At 64.0% G+C, this 18,824-nt stretch carries 12 protein-coding genes and 1 pseudogene; 5 read left to right on the top strand and 8 right to left on the bottom strand.

The genetic code is table 11. The features are described 5' to 3' along the window. The 3 genes from ACT53T_RS23040 to ACT53T_RS23050 are packed head-to-tail and all read right to left on the bottom strand — an operon-like array spanning position 1 to position 5,838. Positions 1-1,536, bottom strand: coding sequence for an efflux transporter outer membrane subunit (locus ACT53T_RS23040; RefSeq protein WP_476163028.1), 1,536 nt, complete (start codon positions 1,534-1,536; stop codon positions 1-3). Beyond that, the gene (locus ACT53T_RS23045) at positions 1,533-4,640 is read right to left on the bottom strand and encodes an efflux RND transporter permease subunit (RefSeq protein ID WP_476163029.1); all 3,108 of its coding nucleotides are present in this window, start codon (positions 4,638-4,640) and stop codon (positions 1,533-1,535) included. The genes ACT53T_RS23040 and ACT53T_RS23045 overlap by 4 nt, the downstream gene beginning before the upstream one ends. Next, complete coding sequence (locus ACT53T_RS23050) at positions 4,633-5,838, bottom strand: efflux RND transporter periplasmic adaptor subunit (protein ID WP_476163030.1); 1,206 nt, start codon at positions 5,836-5,838, stop codon at positions 4,633-4,635. Before ACT53T_RS23050 ends, ACT53T_RS23045 begins: the two co-directional genes overlap by 8 nt. A gap of 607 nt (positions 5,839-6,445) precedes the next feature. Between ACT53T_RS23050 and ACT53T_RS23055 the strand changes: the two genes are divergently transcribed. Together ACT53T_RS23055 and ACT53T_RS23060 are read left to right on the top strand one after the other, a co-directional pair. Beyond that, positions 6,446-6,901, top strand: coding sequence for a (2Fe-2S)-binding protein (locus ACT53T_RS23055; protein ID WP_476163031.1), 456 nt, complete (start codon positions 6,446-6,448; stop codon positions 6,899-6,901). A gap of 13 nt (positions 6,902-6,914) precedes the next feature. Beyond that, on the top strand, positions 6,915-9,092 hold the full coding sequence (locus ACT53T_RS23060) for a xanthine dehydrogenase family protein molybdopterin-binding subunit (protein ID WP_476163032.1): 2,178 nt from the start codon (positions 6,915-6,917) through the stop codon (positions 9,090-9,092). A gap of 54 nt (positions 9,093-9,146) precedes the next feature. On the opposite strand, the gene ACT53T_RS23065 is transcribed toward ACT53T_RS23060, so the two are convergent. Continuing rightward, positions 9,147-9,770: a nucleotidyltransferase family protein gene (locus tag ACT53T_RS23065; protein ID WP_476163033.1), complete on the bottom strand. Its 624-nt coding sequence runs from the start codon at positions 9,768-9,770 to the stop codon at positions 9,147-9,149. Then, complete coding sequence (locus tag ACT53T_RS23070) at positions 9,767-10,759, bottom strand: XdhC family protein (RefSeq protein ID WP_476163034.1); 993 nt, start codon at positions 10,757-10,759, stop codon at positions 9,767-9,769. The genes ACT53T_RS23065 and ACT53T_RS23070 overlap by 4 nt, the downstream gene beginning before the upstream one ends. Before the next feature lie 354 nt (positions 10,760-11,113). On the opposite strand from ACT53T_RS23070, the gene ACT53T_RS23075 reads away from it, so the two are divergent. After that, positions 11,114-12,151: an aldo/keto reductase gene (locus ACT53T_RS23075; RefSeq protein WP_400771569.1), complete on the top strand. Its 1,038-nt coding sequence runs from the start codon at positions 11,114-11,116 to the stop codon at positions 12,149-12,151. A 110-nt stretch (positions 12,152-12,261) separates the two neighbouring features. Here ACT53T_RS23075 and ACT53T_RS23080 read toward each other — a convergent pair whose 3' ends face one another. Both ACT53T_RS23080 and ACT53T_RS23085 read right to left on the bottom strand, forming a co-directional pair. Continuing rightward, positions 12,262-13,248, bottom strand: a complete 987-nt coding sequence (locus ACT53T_RS23080; protein WP_476163035.1) for a phosphoribosylaminoimidazolesuccinocarboxamide synthase — start codon at positions 13,246-13,248, stop codon at positions 12,262-12,264. A 295-nt stretch (positions 13,249-13,543) separates the two neighbouring features. Beyond that, a complete protein-coding gene (locus ACT53T_RS23085) occupies positions 13,544-15,061 on the bottom strand; it encodes an MFS transporter (RefSeq protein WP_476163038.1) in 1,518 nt (505 codons plus the stop codon). A gap of 189 nt (positions 15,062-15,250) precedes the next feature. Between ACT53T_RS23085 and ACT53T_RS23090 the strand changes: the two genes are divergently transcribed. Then, complete coding sequence (locus tag ACT53T_RS23090; RefSeq protein ID WP_400771557.1) at positions 15,251-16,111, top strand: LysR family transcriptional regulator; 861 nt, start codon at positions 15,251-15,253, stop codon at positions 16,109-16,111. A 112-nt stretch (positions 16,112-16,223) separates the two neighbouring features. On the opposite strand, the gene pdxR is transcribed toward ACT53T_RS23090, so the two are convergent. Next, a complete protein-coding gene (gene pdxR, locus ACT53T_RS23095) occupies positions 16,224-17,744 on the bottom strand; it encodes a MocR-like pyridoxine biosynthesis transcription factor PdxR (RefSeq protein WP_476163036.1) in 1,521 nt (506 codons plus the stop codon). 251 nt (positions 17,745-17,995) lie between these two features. Here pdxR and ACT53T_RS23100 point away from each other — a divergent pair. Next, positions 17,996-18,824 (top strand): annotated as a pseudogene (locus ACT53T_RS23100) (IS3 family transposase); the annotation flags it as partial.

Consider the following 18,824-nt stretch of genomic DNA (forward strand, 5'->3'; position numbering starts at 1 on the left):
TCAGAGCGACGCCGCGGCCGCGTGCGATTTGGCTTCTCGACGGTTCCACCAGCCGCCGCCCAACGCCTGAAACAGCGCCACCGTATCGGCGAAGCGCGAGGCCCGCGCGTCGACGAGCGCCGTCGTCGTGTCGAGATAGGCGCGCTGCGCCTCTATCACGATCGGAACATTGACCAAGCCCTGCTCGAGCTGGCGCTGGATCAGCTCGACATTTCGCCTGGCCGAGCTCTCCGCCGCAGTCGCCGCCGCGATCGCCTGGCTGTCCGACCGTAGCGCGGACAAGGCGTCGGCGACGTTCTGGAACGCCGCCAGCACGACGCTGCGATATTGCGCGAAGGAACGGCTGGCGCCCTCTTCCGCGGCGCGCTGCTTATAGGCGAGCGTTCCCGCGTCGAAAACCTTCTGCGCCAAATGACTGCCGACCTGCCATATGGCCCCGCTCGGCGACAGATCCGGCGCATTGGACGATGTTTTGCCGATATTCGCCGACAAGGTGATCTGCGGCAGCCGATCGGCGATCGCCGCGCCGATCTGCGCATTCGCTTCGTGAAGCGAGGCTTCCGCCGCCCGAACGTCCGGCCGCTGGCGTATCAGATCGCCGGGAACGCTCAATGGCAGAGCGCGAGGAAGACCGAAGGCGGCGAGCCGAAATGTCGGAGACGGCGGATCGGCGGGAAAGCGGCCGGTCAGAAAAGCGAGGAGATGACGCTGGGTGGCGAGCGACTGCACGAGCGGCGGCAGCGCCAGACGCGATTGCGCGAGCGCGGTCTCCTGCGTCATGACGTCGGACGAGGCGATATGCCCGATCTCGAATTGTCGCCGCAAAATGCTCAAGAGCTTCGTCTGCAAGGCGATGACGTGATTGGTGGCGTCGATCTGTCCGCGCAGCCGCGCCTCTTCGATCGCCGCGAGGGCGACATTGGAGGCGAGCGTCAGATAGGCGCCTTCTCGCTGGAACGCCTGCAATTCGACCTCTGCGTCCGCGGATTCGATTTGCCGCCGCGTTCCGCCCCAGATGTCCGGCGCGAAGGACACGCTCACCTGCCGCGTGACCACGCTGTATCGCGACGGTCCCGTCGAGGTTTCTCCCGTGCTCGGGTCGACGGTCGGCGCGACGGCGATCTTTTGCCGATTTGCGTCGAGCATCGCGTCCACCGACGGGAACAGCGCGCCCCGTTGCGCGAGCGCATTGGCGCGCGCGACGCGCACGGCGGCTTCGGCGGCGGTCAGATCCGAATTATGCGCGATCGCCTCGCGCACCAGCTGGTTCAAGCCCTCCGAGCGCAGCAGCTCCCACCATTGGGCGGGGATTTCGGCGCCGCTCACGAGCTTCAATCCGTCAAGCGGAGCCGATCCGGCGCGATCGTCATGCGCCGTCGGCAAGAAGCTCGAGACGGAAGGCGCGCTCGGCGGCTGAAAGTCGGGACCGACTGCGCATCCCGACAAGAACATCAGGATCGACGATCCGAGCGAGAGACGGCACAGGCGCGTGGTCACGATCGTCCAATGGCTGAATTCGAGATTTGAAGGGCTCATTGGACGACGTGCTCGCTTGCTTCCGGCTCCCGCCGCGGCGCGCGCCGAAGCGCCCGCTGCTCGAGGAGAAAATAGAAGACGGGAATGATGAACAGCGTGAGCAATGTCGCCGTCAGAAGGCCGCCGGCGACGACTGTGCCGACCCCGCGCTGCACATCGCTGCCCACGCCTGTCGCGACCGCCGCCGGCAACATCCCGACCGTGGCCACCGTCGCTGTCATCAGCACCGGCCGCAGCCGCTCCTCGGCGCCCGCCGCCACGGCTTCGCGCAGCGGCAGCCCGCTCAGCCGAGCGCGATTGAGATTGGCGACCATTACGACGCCATTCATGATCGCCACGCCGAACAGAGCGATGAAGCCGACGCTCGATGCGACATTCAGCGTCGTGCCGGTCGCATGGATCGCGACGAGCCCGCCGAGCGTCGCGAGCGGCACGATGCCGAGCACGAGCAGAGCTTGGCGGAGAACGCCGAATCCAGGATAGAGCAGAACGATCATCAGGCCGATCACGAGTCCCATCATGGCGATGAGCCGCCGCTCCGCGCGGCGTTGGTTCTCGAATTGCCCGCCCCATTCGACCTGATATTTGCGAGGATCGAAGCTCACCTTCTTGCTCACGCCCGCTCGAGCGTCCTCCAGCAGGGACGAGAGATCGCGATCGCGATAATTGAGCTTGACGGTCAGATGCCGACGATTCATCTCGCGCGTGATCGTGCTCTCGCCGGCCTGCAGCGTGATCTTCGCAATTTGCGACAATGGTATGAGAGCGCCGTCGCTCGACGTCAGCGTGAGATCGCCGAGCGCCTCCGGGCTGCCGCGCGCCGCTGCCGAGAAGCGGACCGTGGCGTCGTATCGACGTTCTCCGATGAATATCTGGCTCACGGGAGCGCCGCCGATTCCCTTTTCGATCAGATCTGCGATGTCGGACACATTGATCCCGTAGCGCGCCGTCGCCTCGCGATCGACCTTGATCGCGATCTGCGGAAGCGGCGGCTCCTGATCGATCGCGACATCGGCGGAGCCCGGAGTCGCTCGGAGGACATCGACGATTTCGCGCGCGATTCTGCGCAGCTCGCCAAAATCGTCGCCATATATCTTGACGACGAGCTGGCTGTGCGCGCCGGAGATCTTGTCATTGACGCCGTCGATCATCGGCTGGCTGAAGCCGACGTCGAATCCGCTCAGCTCCTTATAGCGCGCGGACATGCGCGATATCAGCTGCTGCTTGGTGTCGCCCGACTCCCAGGAGTCATAGGGCCGGAGCCCGACGCTGGCTTCGATATGCGACGGCGTCCAAGGATCGGTGCCGTCGTCATTGCGTCCCAATTGCGTCACGACATAAGACACTTCGGGAAATTCCAACGTCGCGCGGCGCAGATCGGCCGCCATTTCCGTCGCCTTGCGGAGCGACAGGCCGGCGGGCATCTGAACCTGTAGCCAGATGGAGCCTTCATCGAGCTCCGGCAGAAACTCCCGGCCCACTGTCGCGCCGAGAACGATCACCGCGACGGCCGCGACCGCTGCGCCGCAAAGCGCGATCGTCGGCCGATCGAGAAGGCGATCGAGCGCGCGCCGATATCGCGACTCGAGCCATGCGATCGCAGGATTGTGAAAGAGCCGCGTCGGCCGCCGATAAGCTACGAAGGCCAATCCGGGAACGATGACGAGGGCGAAGGTCAGCGCGCCGAATTGGGCGTAGCCGACCGCGAAGACCATCGGAGTGAAGAGCTTCGCCTCGACGCGCTGGAACGCGAACAGCGGCAGATAGGTGACGATGATGACCAGAGTGGCGAAGAAGATCGGCCTGGCGACCTGCGTCGCGGTCTCGCGCATGTCCAGCGGCGTGAGCGGCTCATCGGGCTTCGCCTCGCGGCGTCGCAGGACCGCTTCCGCCATGACGATCGAGGCGTCGACGATAATTCCGAAGTCGATCGCGCCGAGCGACAGAAGATTGGCCGGCACTCTGGTGAGATTCATCAGCGAGAAGGCCGCCAGCATGGCGAAGGGAACCGTCATGCCGACGATCAGCGCGCCGCGCGGGCTGCCCAGAAAGAGGATCAGAATGATGAGAACGAGCCCGATCCCCTCGAACACGGTTCGCGACACTTTCTCGACAGTCGCGTCGACGAGACCAGAACGATCGAGATAGGGCGCGATCCGCACGTCCGACGCTTCGAGCGTCGCATTCAGCTCGTCGACTTTCGCATGCACTCCTTCGAGAACGTGAGACGGATTTTCGCCGCGAAGCAGCAGGACAATGCCGGAAATGGCGTCATTTCTCTGGTCCTTGCCGAGAATGCCGCGACGCTCCTGATTGCTCAGCTTCAATTTTCCGAGATCATGGACGAAGATCGGCGATCCGCCACGCTGAGCGACGACGATGTTCCCCATATCCTCGAGCGTTTGAACGAGACCGACGCCGCGAATGACGTAATCGAGCTCGCCGCGCGTCAGCACGCTTCCGCCGGAATTCGAGCTGTTGGACTCGATCGCGTCAGTGACGTTCTTGAGCGACACATTGAAGCGCATGAGCTGCGCGGGATCGAGCTCGAGCTGAAATTGCGTCGTGACGCCGCCGAAATTGGAGACGTCCGCCACGCCGGCGACCTGCTTGAGCGCAGGAATGATCGTCCATCGCTGCAGCTCGGAGAGCTCGCGCAGGCCTTTCGTGCTCGATTCGAGCGTGTAGCGATAGATTTCGCCGATCGGCGAGGTCAGAGGATCGAGGCCCGGCGAAACGCCATCGGGCAGAGTGACGTTCTGCAACCGCTCCGAGATGCGTTGGCGCGCCCAATAGTCCTCGACGCCGTCCCTGAAGACGAGCGTGATCAAGGACAGCCCGAATGTGCTCTTGGAGCGCATCATGAGCAGCCCGGGCGTACCATTCAATTCTCGCTCGAGCGGAACGGTGATCTGCTGCTCGACTTCCTCCGCCGCGAGCCCGGGCGCCTGTGTGATGACCTGTGACGTCACATCGGCGATATCGGGATAAGCCTCGAGCGCGAGCTGGGTCCAGGAATAATAGCCGAAGATCGCCACGGCGATCGCGACCACCCAGACGAGCAGGCGTCGATCGAGAGCGAGCTCGACCAGGCGATCAATCATCGAGAAGCACTCCGCCTTTCACGATGACGCGATCGCCGACCCGAAGGCCGGATCGAATGACCGCCTGGCCATCTCTCTCGAAGCGAAGGTCGACGGATCGCGCTTCGAACGCCCAAGGCTCGACCTCGACCCAAGCTTGGGTCGCGTCGTCCTTCAGCAGAAGGGCGCTGGTGGGAACGACCGGCGCCGCCTCCTTCGGCGAAAAGAAGGTGACGGTGCCGAACATGCCGGGCTTCAGCTTCATGCGCGGATTGTCGAAGGCGATGCGGACCTTGGTGCGGCGCGTGTCGGTGTCGAGCGAATCGCTGACGAAGGAAACCGCTCCCTCGAATGTTTCGCCCGGATATGCAGCCAGCGAGACCTCGATCTTCTGCCCCTCCGAGACACGCGTCGTGTCCTTCTCCGGCAGATTTGCGGTGACGAAAATCTGGTTCAGATTCGCGATCGTCAGAAATGACGCGGTGGTGTCGTTCCAATAGGCGCCCGCTGCGACGGAGAGCTCGAGCACGCTTCCCGAAATCGGCGCCCGAACGACGATGATGCGCGACTTGTCGGATGTCTCTGGATCGACGCCGACTTGCCGCAGCCGCGCATCGGCGCGGCGAAACTCCGCATTCGCGGTGATGAGATCGGCGTCGGCTTGCTGAATATCCTTGAGCGCGACGCCGCCGCCGACGCCGAGAGAATGGAGCCGCTTCTGGTTCTTGGCGGCGAGATCGAGCAGGACCTTGCCGCGATCGTAATCGGCGTAGGCGGTGTAGAGATCGGGAGAATCCATCACGAGGAGAGGCTGCCCGCGCTCCACTCTTTCGCCGAGACGTATCTTCAGCTCGGTCACGCGCCCCGCCAGCGGCGGCAGAACCTTCATGAGCCGCGCGGGATCGGCCTCGACAACGGCCGGGATCATCAGATCATGCGCGATCTCCTTTTGCGCCACGGCGTCGACCGTCAATTGGCGGCGCAGAGGCGATCCTTCCGGGACACGGATGCGGTCGCCTTCCTTTATGAAGGCCGCCGTTGTCGCCGCGGGGGCGGAAGATGCGGCGCGATGCGTCGCGCGATAGAGGATCGCGCTCGCGCCGATGAGGATCAGCGCGACAGCCGCGCCGGCATAAAGACGAAAGCGCGGTTGCGACGCAAAAGCGCGCGCGCCGGGAGAGCGCGAAGCGGGCGGCGCTCGAAATTCTTCCCCATGCATCGAATAGCTTCCTTTGAAGCGCCACGCTGTCGCCATTAGAGGCGCCGCGCTACGCCTATTACGCGGCGAGCAGCGTGAGCGCGAGCCGAGCAATCGGATGGCGCGACGATACGAAAGTCTATCGCGCTTCGACTTTGTCGCTCATTGACAAAAAGGAATGGCGGCGCGGACGAAGACGTCCTTTCGGCGAAAAGACGTATTTCGCGCGGCTCCGCAGGAGGTTTCTCGTCAGCGGACGGCTTCTCGGACTCGTTTCCAGCGCGATTCTGACGCCGTTTCTTGCGATTCTTCTTCTCGCTGGCTGTGAAAATTCGGCGACATACATGATCTTCGGCGCACGCCGCGAGCGTTCGTCGAGCGTTTCTCATCCCTCGGATTTTAGATCAAGGGCGCGACGGCCCAGATCTCACGGCTTCGACGGGAATGTCGGGGGCCCGGCGTCCGACGCCCACGCCACGAATGTTTTACGAAGAGCGCTCCCCGGCAATTTCCATGTGAGGCGATTTTTCGGTTTTCCGTTCCTGCGCGCGGGGAGCAGGCAGGCTCTTTCCTAAATATGACTGATTTGATAGAAAATGCGAAACGGCCGCCGTTGGAGAGGCATCGCATGACGACCCTTACGCTGACTGTCAATGGGCGTGTCTATGACATAGACGCCGCGCCGGACACTCCGCTGCTCTGGGCCATCCGCGAGAACATCGGCCTCACGGGCACGAAATATGGCTGCGGCATCGCCCAATGCGGCGCTTGCACCATTCATGTAGACGGCGAGGCGGTGCGCGCTTGCAGCGTGCAGGTCGGCGATGTCGTGGGCAAAAAGATCACCACCATAGAGGGGCTCGGCCGCGAGGGCGCTCTGCACCGCCTGCAAGAGGCGTGGATCGCGCATGACGTGCCGCAATGCGGCTATTGCCAGAGCGGGCTGCTGATGGCCGCCGCGGCTCTGCTGCGCGAGAATCCGCATCCGACCGACAAGGACATAGACGAGGCGATCACCAATATCTGCCGCTGCGGCACGTTCCAGCAGGCGCGCGACGCCATTCACGCCGCCGCGAAGGCCTGAGGGGAGAAAAAACATGACTCGATCTCTCTCTGTCGGCCGGCGCGGCTTCATCATCGGCGGCGCATCGCTCGGCGCGGGGCTGGCGCTCGGCCTCGACATTCCCGGCGCCCCCAAGGGCGCTCTCGCGGCGGAAGGCGCGCCGGAGGTCAACGCCTGGGTGGTGGTGAAGCCGGACGATACGGTCGTCATTCGCATCGCCCGCTCGGAGATGGGCCAGGGCTCGCTCACCGGCCTCGCGCAGCTCGTGGCCGAGGAGCTCGAATGCGACTGGTCCAAGGTCACGACCGAATATCCGACGCCGGGCCAGAGCGTGGCGCGCAATCGCGTATGGGGCGATTTCTCCACCGGCGGCAGCCGGGGCATCCGTGGCTCGCATGATTATGTCCGCAAGGGCGGCGCAACGGCGCGCGAGATGCTGATCCAGGCTGCGGCCGACGAATGGAAGGTCCCCGCCGCAGAGTGCAGGGCGCAAAACAGCATCATTGCTCACGCCGCCTCCGGCCGCTCCACGAGCTTCGGCAAGGTCGCCGCGGCGGCCGCGCTGCTGAAGCCGCCGGCCGACCCGCCGCTGAAAGACCCGAAGGATTGGAAAATCGCCGGCAAGGGCCTGCCGCGGCTGGACACGGCCGACAAGACCAATGGCAAGATGGTCTACGGCATAGATTTGAAGCTGCCGAACATGCTGAATGCGGCGATCGCCGATTGCCCTGTTTTCGGCGGCCGGCTGAAGAGTTTCGACGAAGCGAAGATCGCCGGGCTGCCTGGCGTCGTGAAGGCCGTTCCGGTGGGCGACACGGCGGTGGCCGTGGTGGCGGACACATGGTGGCGCGCCAAGACGGCGCTGGACGCTCTGCCGATCGTCTGGGACGAGGGGCCGAACGCTTCGGCCTCCAGCGCGGCGACGGCCGCTTGGCTCGCCGAGGGGCTGGACTTCGCAGAGGCCGCCGTGGTCGGCAATCGCAACGGCGACGCGAATGCGGCGATCGCCGGCGCGACCAAGGTGATAGAGGCGGTCTATTCCTATCCGCATCAAAATCACGCGCAGATGGAGCCGCTGAACGCCACGGCGCTCTATACGCCGCAGCGCTGCGAGGTTTGGACCGGTACGCAGAACGGCGAGGCCGCCTTCGCCGCCGTGGTTGCCGCCTCGGGCCTACCGCCGGAAAAATGCGAGGTTCACAAGATAATGCTCGGCGGCGGCTTCGGCCGGCGCGGCTTCACCGATTACGTCACCCAAGCGGTGCTTCTCGCCAAGCAGTTTCCCGGCCGGCCGGTGAAGCTCTTGTGGTCGCGCGAGGAGGATATGGCGCATGGCAAATATCATCCCGTGACGCAATGCCGGCTCGTCGGCGGGCTCGACGCGCAGAATAATCTCATCGGCCTGCATATTCGCTTGTCCGGCCAGTCGATCCTGGCGAGCGTGCGGCCCGAGGCGATCAAGGACGGCGTCGATCCGGCGGCTTTCCAAGGGCTCGCGCCAAGTGGCGACGCGCAGATCGGTTATGACGTCCCTCACCTGCTCGTCGAGCATTCGATGCGCAATCCGCCGGTGCCGCCGGGTTTCTGGCGCGGCGTCAACATCAATCATAACGCCATCTATCTCGAGAGCTTCATCGACGAGCTCGCCCATGCCGCCGGCGCCGAGCCTCTGGCCTTCCGCCGCGCGCTGATGAAGAACCATCCCAAGCAGCTCGCCGTGCTCGACGCCGTGGCGGAGCGCATCGGCTGGAGCGCGCCAGCCCCCGCCGGCGTGCATCGGGGGATCGCCTCCTTCATGGGCTATGGCAGCTATGTCGCGGCAGCGACGGAAATCTCCGTGCAGGATGGCGACAAGATCAAGATCCATCGCATCGTCGCGGCGACGGATACGGGCTATGCCGTCAATCCGGCGCAGATCGAGCGGCAGGTCGCGGGCTCCTTCGTCTACGGCCTCTCGGCGCTCTTCTATGGAGCCATTACGGTGAAGAACGGCCGCGTCGAGCAGAGCAATTTCGACAATTATGATTCCATGCGCATCAAGGACATGCCGAAAGTGGAGACGATCGTCATGCCGAGCGGCGGCTTTTGGGGCGGCGTCGGCGAGCCGACGATCTGCGTCGCCGCGCCCGCCGTGCTCAACGCGTTTTTCGCGGCGACGGGAAGGCGAATTCGCAGCGTCCCGCTGAAGACCACCAATGTCGCATTTGCATAGAGCGCTCTCCGAGCCGGGCGCATCGGCAGGTCGGCGAGAATACGATCGAAGAACCTAGATTTTCTCCGATCCGATCGGATCGGAGGATGCGCGCTCACGGCGGCGCAATGCGTCGAGATCGTCCGGCGTATCGACATCGAGAATTACGCCGTCTCCGTCGGCTTCCACCTCCACGACATTCGGGGTCGCGCGCAAAAGAGCGCGCGCGCCGATATCGCCGCGCAATTCCAAAATACGCGGGAACAGCGCGCGTCCGACGAGGACCGGATTGCCGCGTCTGCCGCCACGCAGCGGGACGACCGCGGGAGCGTGCGTCTCCTCGAAGGTTCCAATCAGAAGATCGAGGACGGCGGAAGAGACATTGGGCATATCGCCGAGCAGGATCAGCGCGCCCTGCGCATCACGCGCCTGCGCAATTCCCACGCGCAGAGTCGACGCCATGCCCTCGGCATGATCCAAATTATGGACGAGCGTCACGGACCGGCCGGCGAGCGCCGCTGAGACGCGCTCGTGGTCCCAGCCCGTGACGACGATAGTCTCGCCGGCGCGTGAGCCGAGCGCGGCGTCGACAGCGCGTCGGAGCAGCGGACTTCCGCCAAAGTCCTCGAGCAATTTGTTACGTCCATCCGCCGAAAAGCGCGCGCCACGACCGGCGGCGAGAACAATCGCCGCGATCATGCGGTCATCTGCGCTTCGTTGCGCAGCGGCTTGCGCTTGCGTTCGAAGATCAGTTCTCCGAGCACGGAAACGGCGATCTCGGCGGGGCCGAGCGCGCCTATGTCGAGGCCGACCGGCGCCCTTATGCGCGCCAGAGCGTCACGCTTCGCGCCTTTGGCGAAAAGCCTCTCGACCCGCCGCGCATGGGTCCTGCGCGATCCGAGCGCGCCGACGTAATAGCAATCCGAGGCCAGCGCCAGCAGAAGCGCCGAATCGTCGATTTTCGGATCATGGGTCAGCACGACGAGCGCCGTGGAAGCGTCCAGGCCAATCTCCGGCAATGCTTCATCCGGCCAGCGCAAATCCAAATGAACGCCGGGGAAGCGATCCGGCGCGGCGTAGGCGTCCCGCGGATCGACGATGACCGGCTCGATTCCCGTGAGCCGCGCCATGGGCGCGAGAAATTGCGCGATATGCACCGCCCCGATGACGATGAGGCGCGGCGCCGGCTCGCGCCATTCGACGAACCAGCGGCGGCCATCATGCAACGTCACCCCGCGCACGGCGTAGAGCGGATCGCTCATGCCCGGCAGATTCGGATCGCCGCCATCGAGAGGGATCGCGATCGCATGGGGTCTTCGGGCGGCAGTCCAGCGATTGGAGATCGCGAGCACATCCGCCGCGGCGGCGCCGACGGCTTGCACCAGCACGGCGATGCGTCCGCCGCAGGAGAGGCCGACGCGCCAAGCGGTTTCGTCGGCGACGCCGAACTCCAAAATGCGCGGCGTCCCATCCGCTATGACGTCGAGCGCCGCGGAGATGACGTCGCTTTCCACGCAGCCCGCCGAGACCGAGCCCCGAAAGCTGCCAGTGTCGTCGACGACGAGATGCGAACCGACCGGCCGCGGAGCGGAGCCGAACGTCTCGATCACCGTCGCAATAGCGACGCCGCGCCCCTCCCGACGCCAGCGTTCCGCCTCCAGCAATATTTCCGCGTCGTCCGAAGCCATTCCCGCTTCCCTCGAAAGCCCGGCGGGCCCGCGCCGATCTCCGACATTATATGCCATATTTGTTGGCGACACTCGATCTCCGGTCGTGTCGGAGTTGCGCCCTCTTTACGGCGAGGTACGATCCGCATCGTCGACTCGAGATTTCCAGGCGACCAATGTCACGAGCAAATAAGGAACTGCCGTCGGGAGAGACATCGTTTTCGTAACAGTTCCGCTATTGTATGTTTGAGGTGGCTGGAATTTATTTTTCGATGCGATAGCATGATCGCCCTTCGGTTCGCTTTCGACAGCGCCTCATAGCCACGCATAGTCCTCGAGACGAGCGACCGTGTCGCCAATTCAAAAGGAGCCATCATGGAAGTTCGACGTCTCGGCGCGTCCGGCCTGCGGGTCCCGGCGCTCTCTTTTGGCACCGCGACATTTGGCGGCGCCGGCGACTTTTTCAAAGCCTGGGGCTCCACCGACTCTGCCGGCGCCGCGCGTCTCGTCGATATCTGTCTGGACCACGGCGTCGCAATGTTCGACAGCGCCGACGTCTATTCGGATGGTTTGGCGGAGGAGATCCTCGGCCATGCGATCGCCGGCAAGCGTAACCGCGTGCTGATCTCGACCAAAGTGACCTTCCCAACCGGCGAGGGAGCCAATGACTTCGGCTCTTCGCGTGTCCACCTCATAGAGGCCGTGGACGCCGCGCTCCGGCGTCTTGCCGTCGACCACATCGATCTGCTCCAATTGCATGGACAGGACTACAACACGCCGGTGGAAGAGACGCTCGCCACCCTCGATCAACTCGTTCGCGACGGAAAGGTCCGATATGTCGGCGCGTCCAATTTCTCTGGCTGGCACCTAATGAAGTCTCTCGCTGTCGCCGATCGCTACGGCTATCCGCGGCATGTCGCGCATCAGGTCTATTATTCTCTCCTCAATCGCGATTATGAATGGGATTTGCTGGATCTCGGTCGTGACCAAGGCGTCGGCGCCGTCGTCTGGAGCCCGCTCGGATGGGGAAAGCTGACCGGCAAGATCCGCCGCCGTCAGCCCGCCAAGCCCGGCACACGCGCTCACGACATAGCGGGCACTGGTCCCCATTTCGATGAGGAACGCCTGTTTCGAATCGTCGACGCGTTGGAGAGGATCGCGCAGGAGACCGGCAAGACGATCCCGCAGATCGCCTTGAACTGGTTGCTCCAGCGCGACACGGTCGCCAATGTCATCATCGGCGCACGCAATGAGGAGCAGCTTATCGAAAATGTCGGCGCGGTGGGCTGGCGGCTGAACGAAGCGCAAATTGCGGCTCTCGACGCCGCAAGCGATCAGCCGCCTGTCTATCCCGCTTGGCATCAGCGGGGGTTCCCCATGCTGCACGAATCCGGTGGCGCCTCGCGAGGCTGATGAACATGTTCGCCGCAGCGAGACGGCTCCCCGACGCGGTCGGGTCGGCTGCTCGCGTGAGCCTTCCGATATTTCTCCGCTTGGTCTGCCTTGGATCGTTGAGGAAGCGATCATATCCCATGGAATGTCCTCAAAGCCGCCATTACGCGCTCGTGTATCGGCTGCGTGGGCTCGGGCGGCTCGAACGCGCGCCCGGTAATCCGCTGGTGAGCATCGACATAGGTCAGTGCGGTTTTCCAGATCAGCTCTGAGGGTATTGCAGGGACATCGTCCTTGTACGGATCGCATCGCGCGGCGACCCAGCTCCGAATTACGTCCTTGTCGAAACTTTCCGGCGACTGGCCGGCGGCAAGACGCTGCGGATAGGTGGCTGCCTGCCAGTAGCGGCTGGAGTCGGGGGTGTGGATTTCGTCGGCGATGCGTAAGGTTCCCCTGGAATCGACGCCGAACTCGTATTTTGTGTCGGCGAGGATCAGGCCGCGCTCGGCGGCCAACCGTTGGCCACGCGCAAACAGGGCGAGGGCGACTTCACTCATCTGCCGCCACTGGGCTTCGGTCAGCAGCCGGCGCGCGAGGATTTCGCCTGCCGTAAGAGGCTCGTCATGAGCGCCGTCGACTGCCTTGCTCGTTGGCGTGATGATCGGCGTCTCGAGCGCCTGATTGTCGGCGAGGCCGTCGGGCAGCCGCTGCCCGTACATCTGCCGGCGACCGGCCCGATACATTGTCAGGATCGAGGTGCTTGTCGTGCCCGCCAAGTAGCCACGCACGACGATCTCCACCGGCAGAATCTCGAGCCGATGGCCGACGATGATGTTCGGGTCGGGGTAGTCCAGTATATGGTTTGGGCAGATGTCGGCGGTCTGCTCGAAGGCCCAGCGGGTGACGCCATTCAGCACCTGCCCCTTGAACGGGATGTGGCATAGCACCCGGTCGAAGGCCGACAGGCGGTCGGAGGTAACGAGGATGCGCCGCCCGTCCGGCAGGTCGTAATTGTCGCGCACCTTGCCGCGATAGAGGCCGGGCAGGCCGGGGTCGATCGCATTCTGCAGCACCTGATGGGCGCTGGCCTTCAGTTTGGTTTCGTCGATAACTGACATTCTCGTCTCCGAGGAGGTCACGAAGCTTGTCCACGATGACCACACGTCACATGAATTCGGCTTCTGAATGCGCTCGATAAGCGGATCGCGCTACCTGGTTTCTGCATCGGATCCGAAGAGATTTCGGATATTCATCGCTTCCTTGTAACGCTCTCGGGAGCGTTCGAGAAAGACCCGAGGCGGGTGCTGATGCTTCCCGAAAACGGCGCTTCATCCGGCGGCCATCAGCGATGCAGAGCAGCATTGCCGAGGACATGTTGGACACGTTCCGTTGTGGAAGGCAGAGCCCACAATCTCATGCCGCATCTTCGACGCCTCTCTTCTGCTCGAAGGTGATGAAGCTGAGCGCCGCAAGCACCCAGACGCCGATGGCGCCGTAGAGCATGACGTCTCCGAAGCCGCCGGCCAGCGCGGCAGGACCGATCACCTTTGACGCTCCCATGGCGGACTGATCGATGGCCGAGACATTTCCGGCGACGATCTGCTCGGCGACGCGTCGAAGCTGCGCCGCATCGAATGCTCCAGACGCTGCGCTCAGCCGTTTCTGAACGCCCTCCAGCAAGACGAAGCCCATCAGCGCGATGTTGATGGCGAGCGAGATCATCCGGGCGCTCATATCGATGCCGGACGCCATGCCGGCTCTGTCGCTCGATACTGATCCGGTCGTGGTGTTGGTGACCGGCGTGTTGGTGGCCCCGAGGCCGATCCCGGCCAGCAACGCGCCGATCAACGTCGTCGTCAAGGCCGGCGAACCGCCGCTTGTTCCAGTCTTCATGATGAAAAAGCCGAAGCCTATCACGAACAGTCCCGTCGGGATGACGACGCCAGCGCCAAGGCGCAGCGAAAGGCGTTCGGCGAATGGCGGGACAACGAGCGTCGGCAAGGTGTAGGCGAGAAGCGCCAGACCTGCCGTTAGTCCATCGAGCCCGAGTCCTGCCTGAAACCAGATCGGCAGATAGATCATGAAAGGCCAGAAGCTGAAATTCATGCCTATCGAGCCGAACAGCGCTCCGCAAAAGGGCCGAATTCGGAACACCGAGAAATCGAACATTGGATGCAGCGCGATCTGCTCTACAATGATGAAGGCGATGAGGCTGAGAGCCGCTGTGGCGACGATCGTCAGCGCGAGCGGACTGGCGAAGCCGAGTTCGCTGCCCTGGGTGATGACGTAAGCGACGCAAAATACGGCCAGTGACAAGGTCGCGACGCCGGCGAGATCCAGCCGCCGGGCCTTCGGGTCTTTCGATTCCCGGACAGCGCGCCAAGCCAGAACGACCGTCGGCGCTGCGATGAAGCCGTGGATCAGAAACACCCAGGCCCAGCCCAAGAGGGCGGCGATCCCGGCGCCGATCACCGGGCCGAAGCCGAGGCCAAACCCAGTAACGATGCCCCACCAGCCGAATGCCCGGGCTCGATCGGCAGCGGTGCTGAACTGATGCGAGAGCACTGCGATCCCACAAATCAGCATGGCGCCGCCGCTCGCGCCTTGGAGCGCTCGCCCGACGATGAGGATCGTCATGTCGGGGGCGAGGCCGCATAGGAGGGACGCGCCGCCGAACGCAACGATGGCGACGATGAGGAGACGCTTGCGCCCGAAGCGATCCGCCAAAGCGCCGGCTGCCATCAGGACGGTCGCCACGGCGATGGTGTAGGCGTTCATGGTCCATTGGAGCTGCTGGAAATCGGCGTGAAGGACTTCCTCCAGCGTCGGCAGGATCGCCGGCACGCTCGATATTTCGAAGCCGAACATCGAAGCCGACAGGCAAATGGCGGCCAAGGCAAGGTTGCCTTGCCGCGAGGAAGCAAAGGACATGATCGGACCTTTCAGCGCCGAGATCACTCGGCGTCTCGCGAGCCGCCGCTCACTCACAACGGCGAAGGTCGTGGTGACGCGGCTGTCTCGCGTGCGACGGTTGTCGATGGAGCCGATGGTAGGCGAAATTCGACGATACAAAAATGATATGACGTGCTATTTCAGAGACAACAAATCTGGATGATCGAAATGGCGTCCCTCGATGTCGAGTCGGTCCAGGCTTTCGTGGCCATCGCCGACCTGCAAAGTTTCACGCGAGCAGCCGAGGCCCTCGGCACCACACAAGGCGCGATCAGCGTCAAGCTGCGGCGCCTGGAAGAGCGGATCGGCCAACGACTGATCGAGCGCACGCCGCGCCACGTCCGGCTCTCCGCTCACGGCGCCGTCTTTCTCGACCGGGCTCGTGACTTTCTCGTCGCGCACGAAGCCGCGTTGTCGGCGCTCGCTTCCACGACCCTGCGCCGCTTCGGGCTCGGCATTGCCGCCCATGTGGCCGGACCGGAGCTTCCGACTCTTCTGGCGCAACTCAACGCACATGATCCGGGTCTGCGCATCGAAGTCCGTCTCGAAAATTCGCGCGCTCTGCTCGACGCTTTCGATCGCGGAGAACTGGACGCCTGCATCATTCGGCGCGAGGACGACAGACGCGACGGCGAGGTCCTCGGCCCTGAACATTTCGGATGGTTCGCCGCGCCGAATTTCGAGCATCGGCAGGGCGAGCCTTTGCGGCTGGCCGCCCTGTCTCCATCCTGTGGAGTGCGCGATGTCGCGACTCGCGCCCTCGACGAGGCGGGCGTCGCTTGGACGGAAGTGTTTCTCGGCGGCGGCTCGTCGGCGGTGGCGGCCGCGGTCTCCGCCGGGCTTGCCCTGGCCATTTTTTCCTGTCGCCTCGCTCCCCCCGGCGCCATCGAAATCGGCGAGCGCTTGGGGTTGCCGCGCCTGCCCTCGTCCGAGATCGTGCTGCACTCGACGCTCACCGATCCCAAATCGCGCGCCGCATTGCGCACACTCGCCGCCGCGTTCCGTGAGCATCGCGCGACGGGCAGATAGCCGGCGCGAGACAAGCACTGCCCAGGCCGGAAAACGGCAGTGTGGGCATGCTCCGGCAGGCGTGGCGGCTTCGAAATGGCTCGAGGTGGATTCGACAACCGCTCCCGCCAACCTACGCGGAAATTTCCGGGCCAGGCGGGCCGCCATCGTCGCATTGCATTTTCGATACGACGCCCTCGAGGATTTTCGCGATTTGAATGACGCCCTCCTCCATCGCTGCGCTGTCAAAGGCCGCGAATCCCATGACCAGACCGCTCGGGCCCGCGACCGATTGCCGGTAATCCGAAATCGGCCGCGTCTCTATCCCACCTTGCGCGAGGGTTGCGGCGATGCGGCGATCGTCCACGCGGAACTGCAACAGGGCGGCGGCGTCGAGCCCGGTCGCAATCTGTGGCATGGCGAGGAGACCGGATAGACGCGACCTAGCCAGATGCTCCATCATCGCCGCGCGCTCGGCATAGAGCGATCGCATCTCCCGGATATGGCGCGCCAGATGCCCGTCCGCGATGAATTCGTGCAACAGGAGCTGCGGCAATAGCGACGCGTGACGACTGCACAAGGACAGCGCGGTCGTGAATGCTTCGACCAGCCTATCGGGAACGATCAGATAAGCGAGCCGCAACGAAGGAAACAGCAGCTTGCTGAAGGTTCCCGCATAGATCACGCGATCGTCGTCGTCCAGGCTCTTGAGCGGAGCGAGCGGGAGACTGCCGTAGCGAAACTCTCCATCGTAATCGTCTTCGATCACGATCGCTTTGGCCGCTCGGGCCCAGCGAAGCAGCTCGAGGCGTCGGTGGAGCGCCATCGGCATGCCGAGAGGCGTGTGATGCGCGGGCGTTACATAGACGAGGCGAGCGTGCGGCGCGGCGCGCACCGCGTTCGCGACATCTAACCCTTCACTGTCGACGGGCACGCCGACGATGTCGGCGCCCGCAGCGGCGAAGATGCGGCGTGCGCCCATATAGCCCGGATCTTCGATCCAGACTTCATCGCCGGGATCGAGCAGCAGCCGCGCGCAAAGATCGAACCCTTGCTGCGCGCTCGAGAGAAGCACCACGTGCTCGGAACGGCAGGAAACGCCCATGGAGCGCCGCAAATGGTCAGCGATAGCTCGACGAAGCGGCGGGTATCCCGCCGGGTCGCAGCTCAGCAGTTGCGCGCGCTGAAGCAAACCAGCTCTGCGCGCCGCAATTCGGTTCCAAATCCTCAAGGGAAACGCGGCGACGTCGGGCTGGTTCGGACGGAACGGGCGCGGAGGGAACGGCAGTTCACGCAGCGGAAAAGGCGACTGCGCAAGAAGCTCGCCGCGCCGTGACAGAATGCCCGCGCTCGCTTCCTTCTTCCTCATTGGAGCCGAGCGGGAGCTCACGGGAAGCGCCTCCGCCACGAAGGTCCCTTTGCCGACTTTGCCGACCAAATAACCTTCGGCGGCGAGCTGCGCGAAAGCATTGAGAACGACGCCGCGCGAAACATGATGCTGGCGCGCGAATTCGCGGCTTGCGGGTAGTCTGGTTCCGGGAGAAAGCCGTCCGCTCAGGATCGCGTCGCGAATTTCCCCATAGAGCCAGCGCAGAAGCGGCGTCCCTGCCGTTGCTGGCGCGATAGCAAATTCGGTCTCTTCGGCCCGGCGCACGGCGAGCTCCTAAATTGGCCCTGTATTTATGTTCTAAATGGCGCTTTACGCAAGGCCATTGTCCAGATCAGTTTGCGAGGAGCCGCGTCGACGTCAGGGCCTCGACGTCGAGGCGCAAAGACATCGGCTTGTTTCGTCCTGGCGATCCAAGACCGGGTTGGAAGGAGAAAAACGATGCATGAATCGCTGACGTGCCCCTGAAAAATTCCACCAGCATCGATTAGAGTCCGGCCGATTGCAGGACGGACACGATGAAAAAGAAACGGTTCACGGAAGAGCAGATCATCGGGATTTTGCGGGAGCAGGAAGCCGGCGCGAAGGCGGCGGACCTCGCGCGCAAATACGCGGTTTCGGAGACGACGCTCTACAATTGGAAGGCCAAATTCGGCGGGATGGACGTTTCCGAGGCCAAGCGGCTGAAGGCGCTGGAGGAGGAAAACGCGCGTCTGAAGAAGCTCTTGGCCGATCAGCTGCTCGATGCGGCGGCGATGCGTGAGCTTCTGGGAAAAAAATGGTAGGGCCCGCCGTCAAGCGCGAAGCCGTCGCGCATCTTCAGGCCGTCATGGGCCTGTCGGAACGTCGGGCCTGCCGGATCGTCGCGATCGATCGCAAGACGGCGCGCTACACGTCGACGCGCCCGGCCGACGCCGAGCTTCGCGCCGAGCTGCGCGGTCTCGCCAATGCGCGCCGGCGCTTCGGCTACCGTCGGCTGTTCGTCTTGCTTCGTCAGCGGGGCGAGCGCTCGGGTAAGAACCGCATCTATCGGCTCTACCGCGAGGAAGGGCTGACGGTGAGAAAGCGCCGCGCGCGCCGCCGCGCCGTGGGAACACGGGCGCCGACTCTTGTCGAGGCGAAGCCGAATGCCCGCTGGTCTCTCGACTTCGTGCACGACCAGCTCGCCAGCGGCCGGCGGATCCGCATCCTGAACATCGTCGACGACGTGACGCGCGAATGCCTGGCGGCGATCCCGGACACGTCGATCTCCGGCAAACGGGTGGCGCGCGAGCTGTCGGCGCTGATCGAAAGGCGCGGCAAGCCCGGCATGATCGTTTCCGACAATGGGACGGAGTTCACCTCGAA

It is taken from the genome of Methylosinus sp. DMC45, from assembly GCF_056313885.1.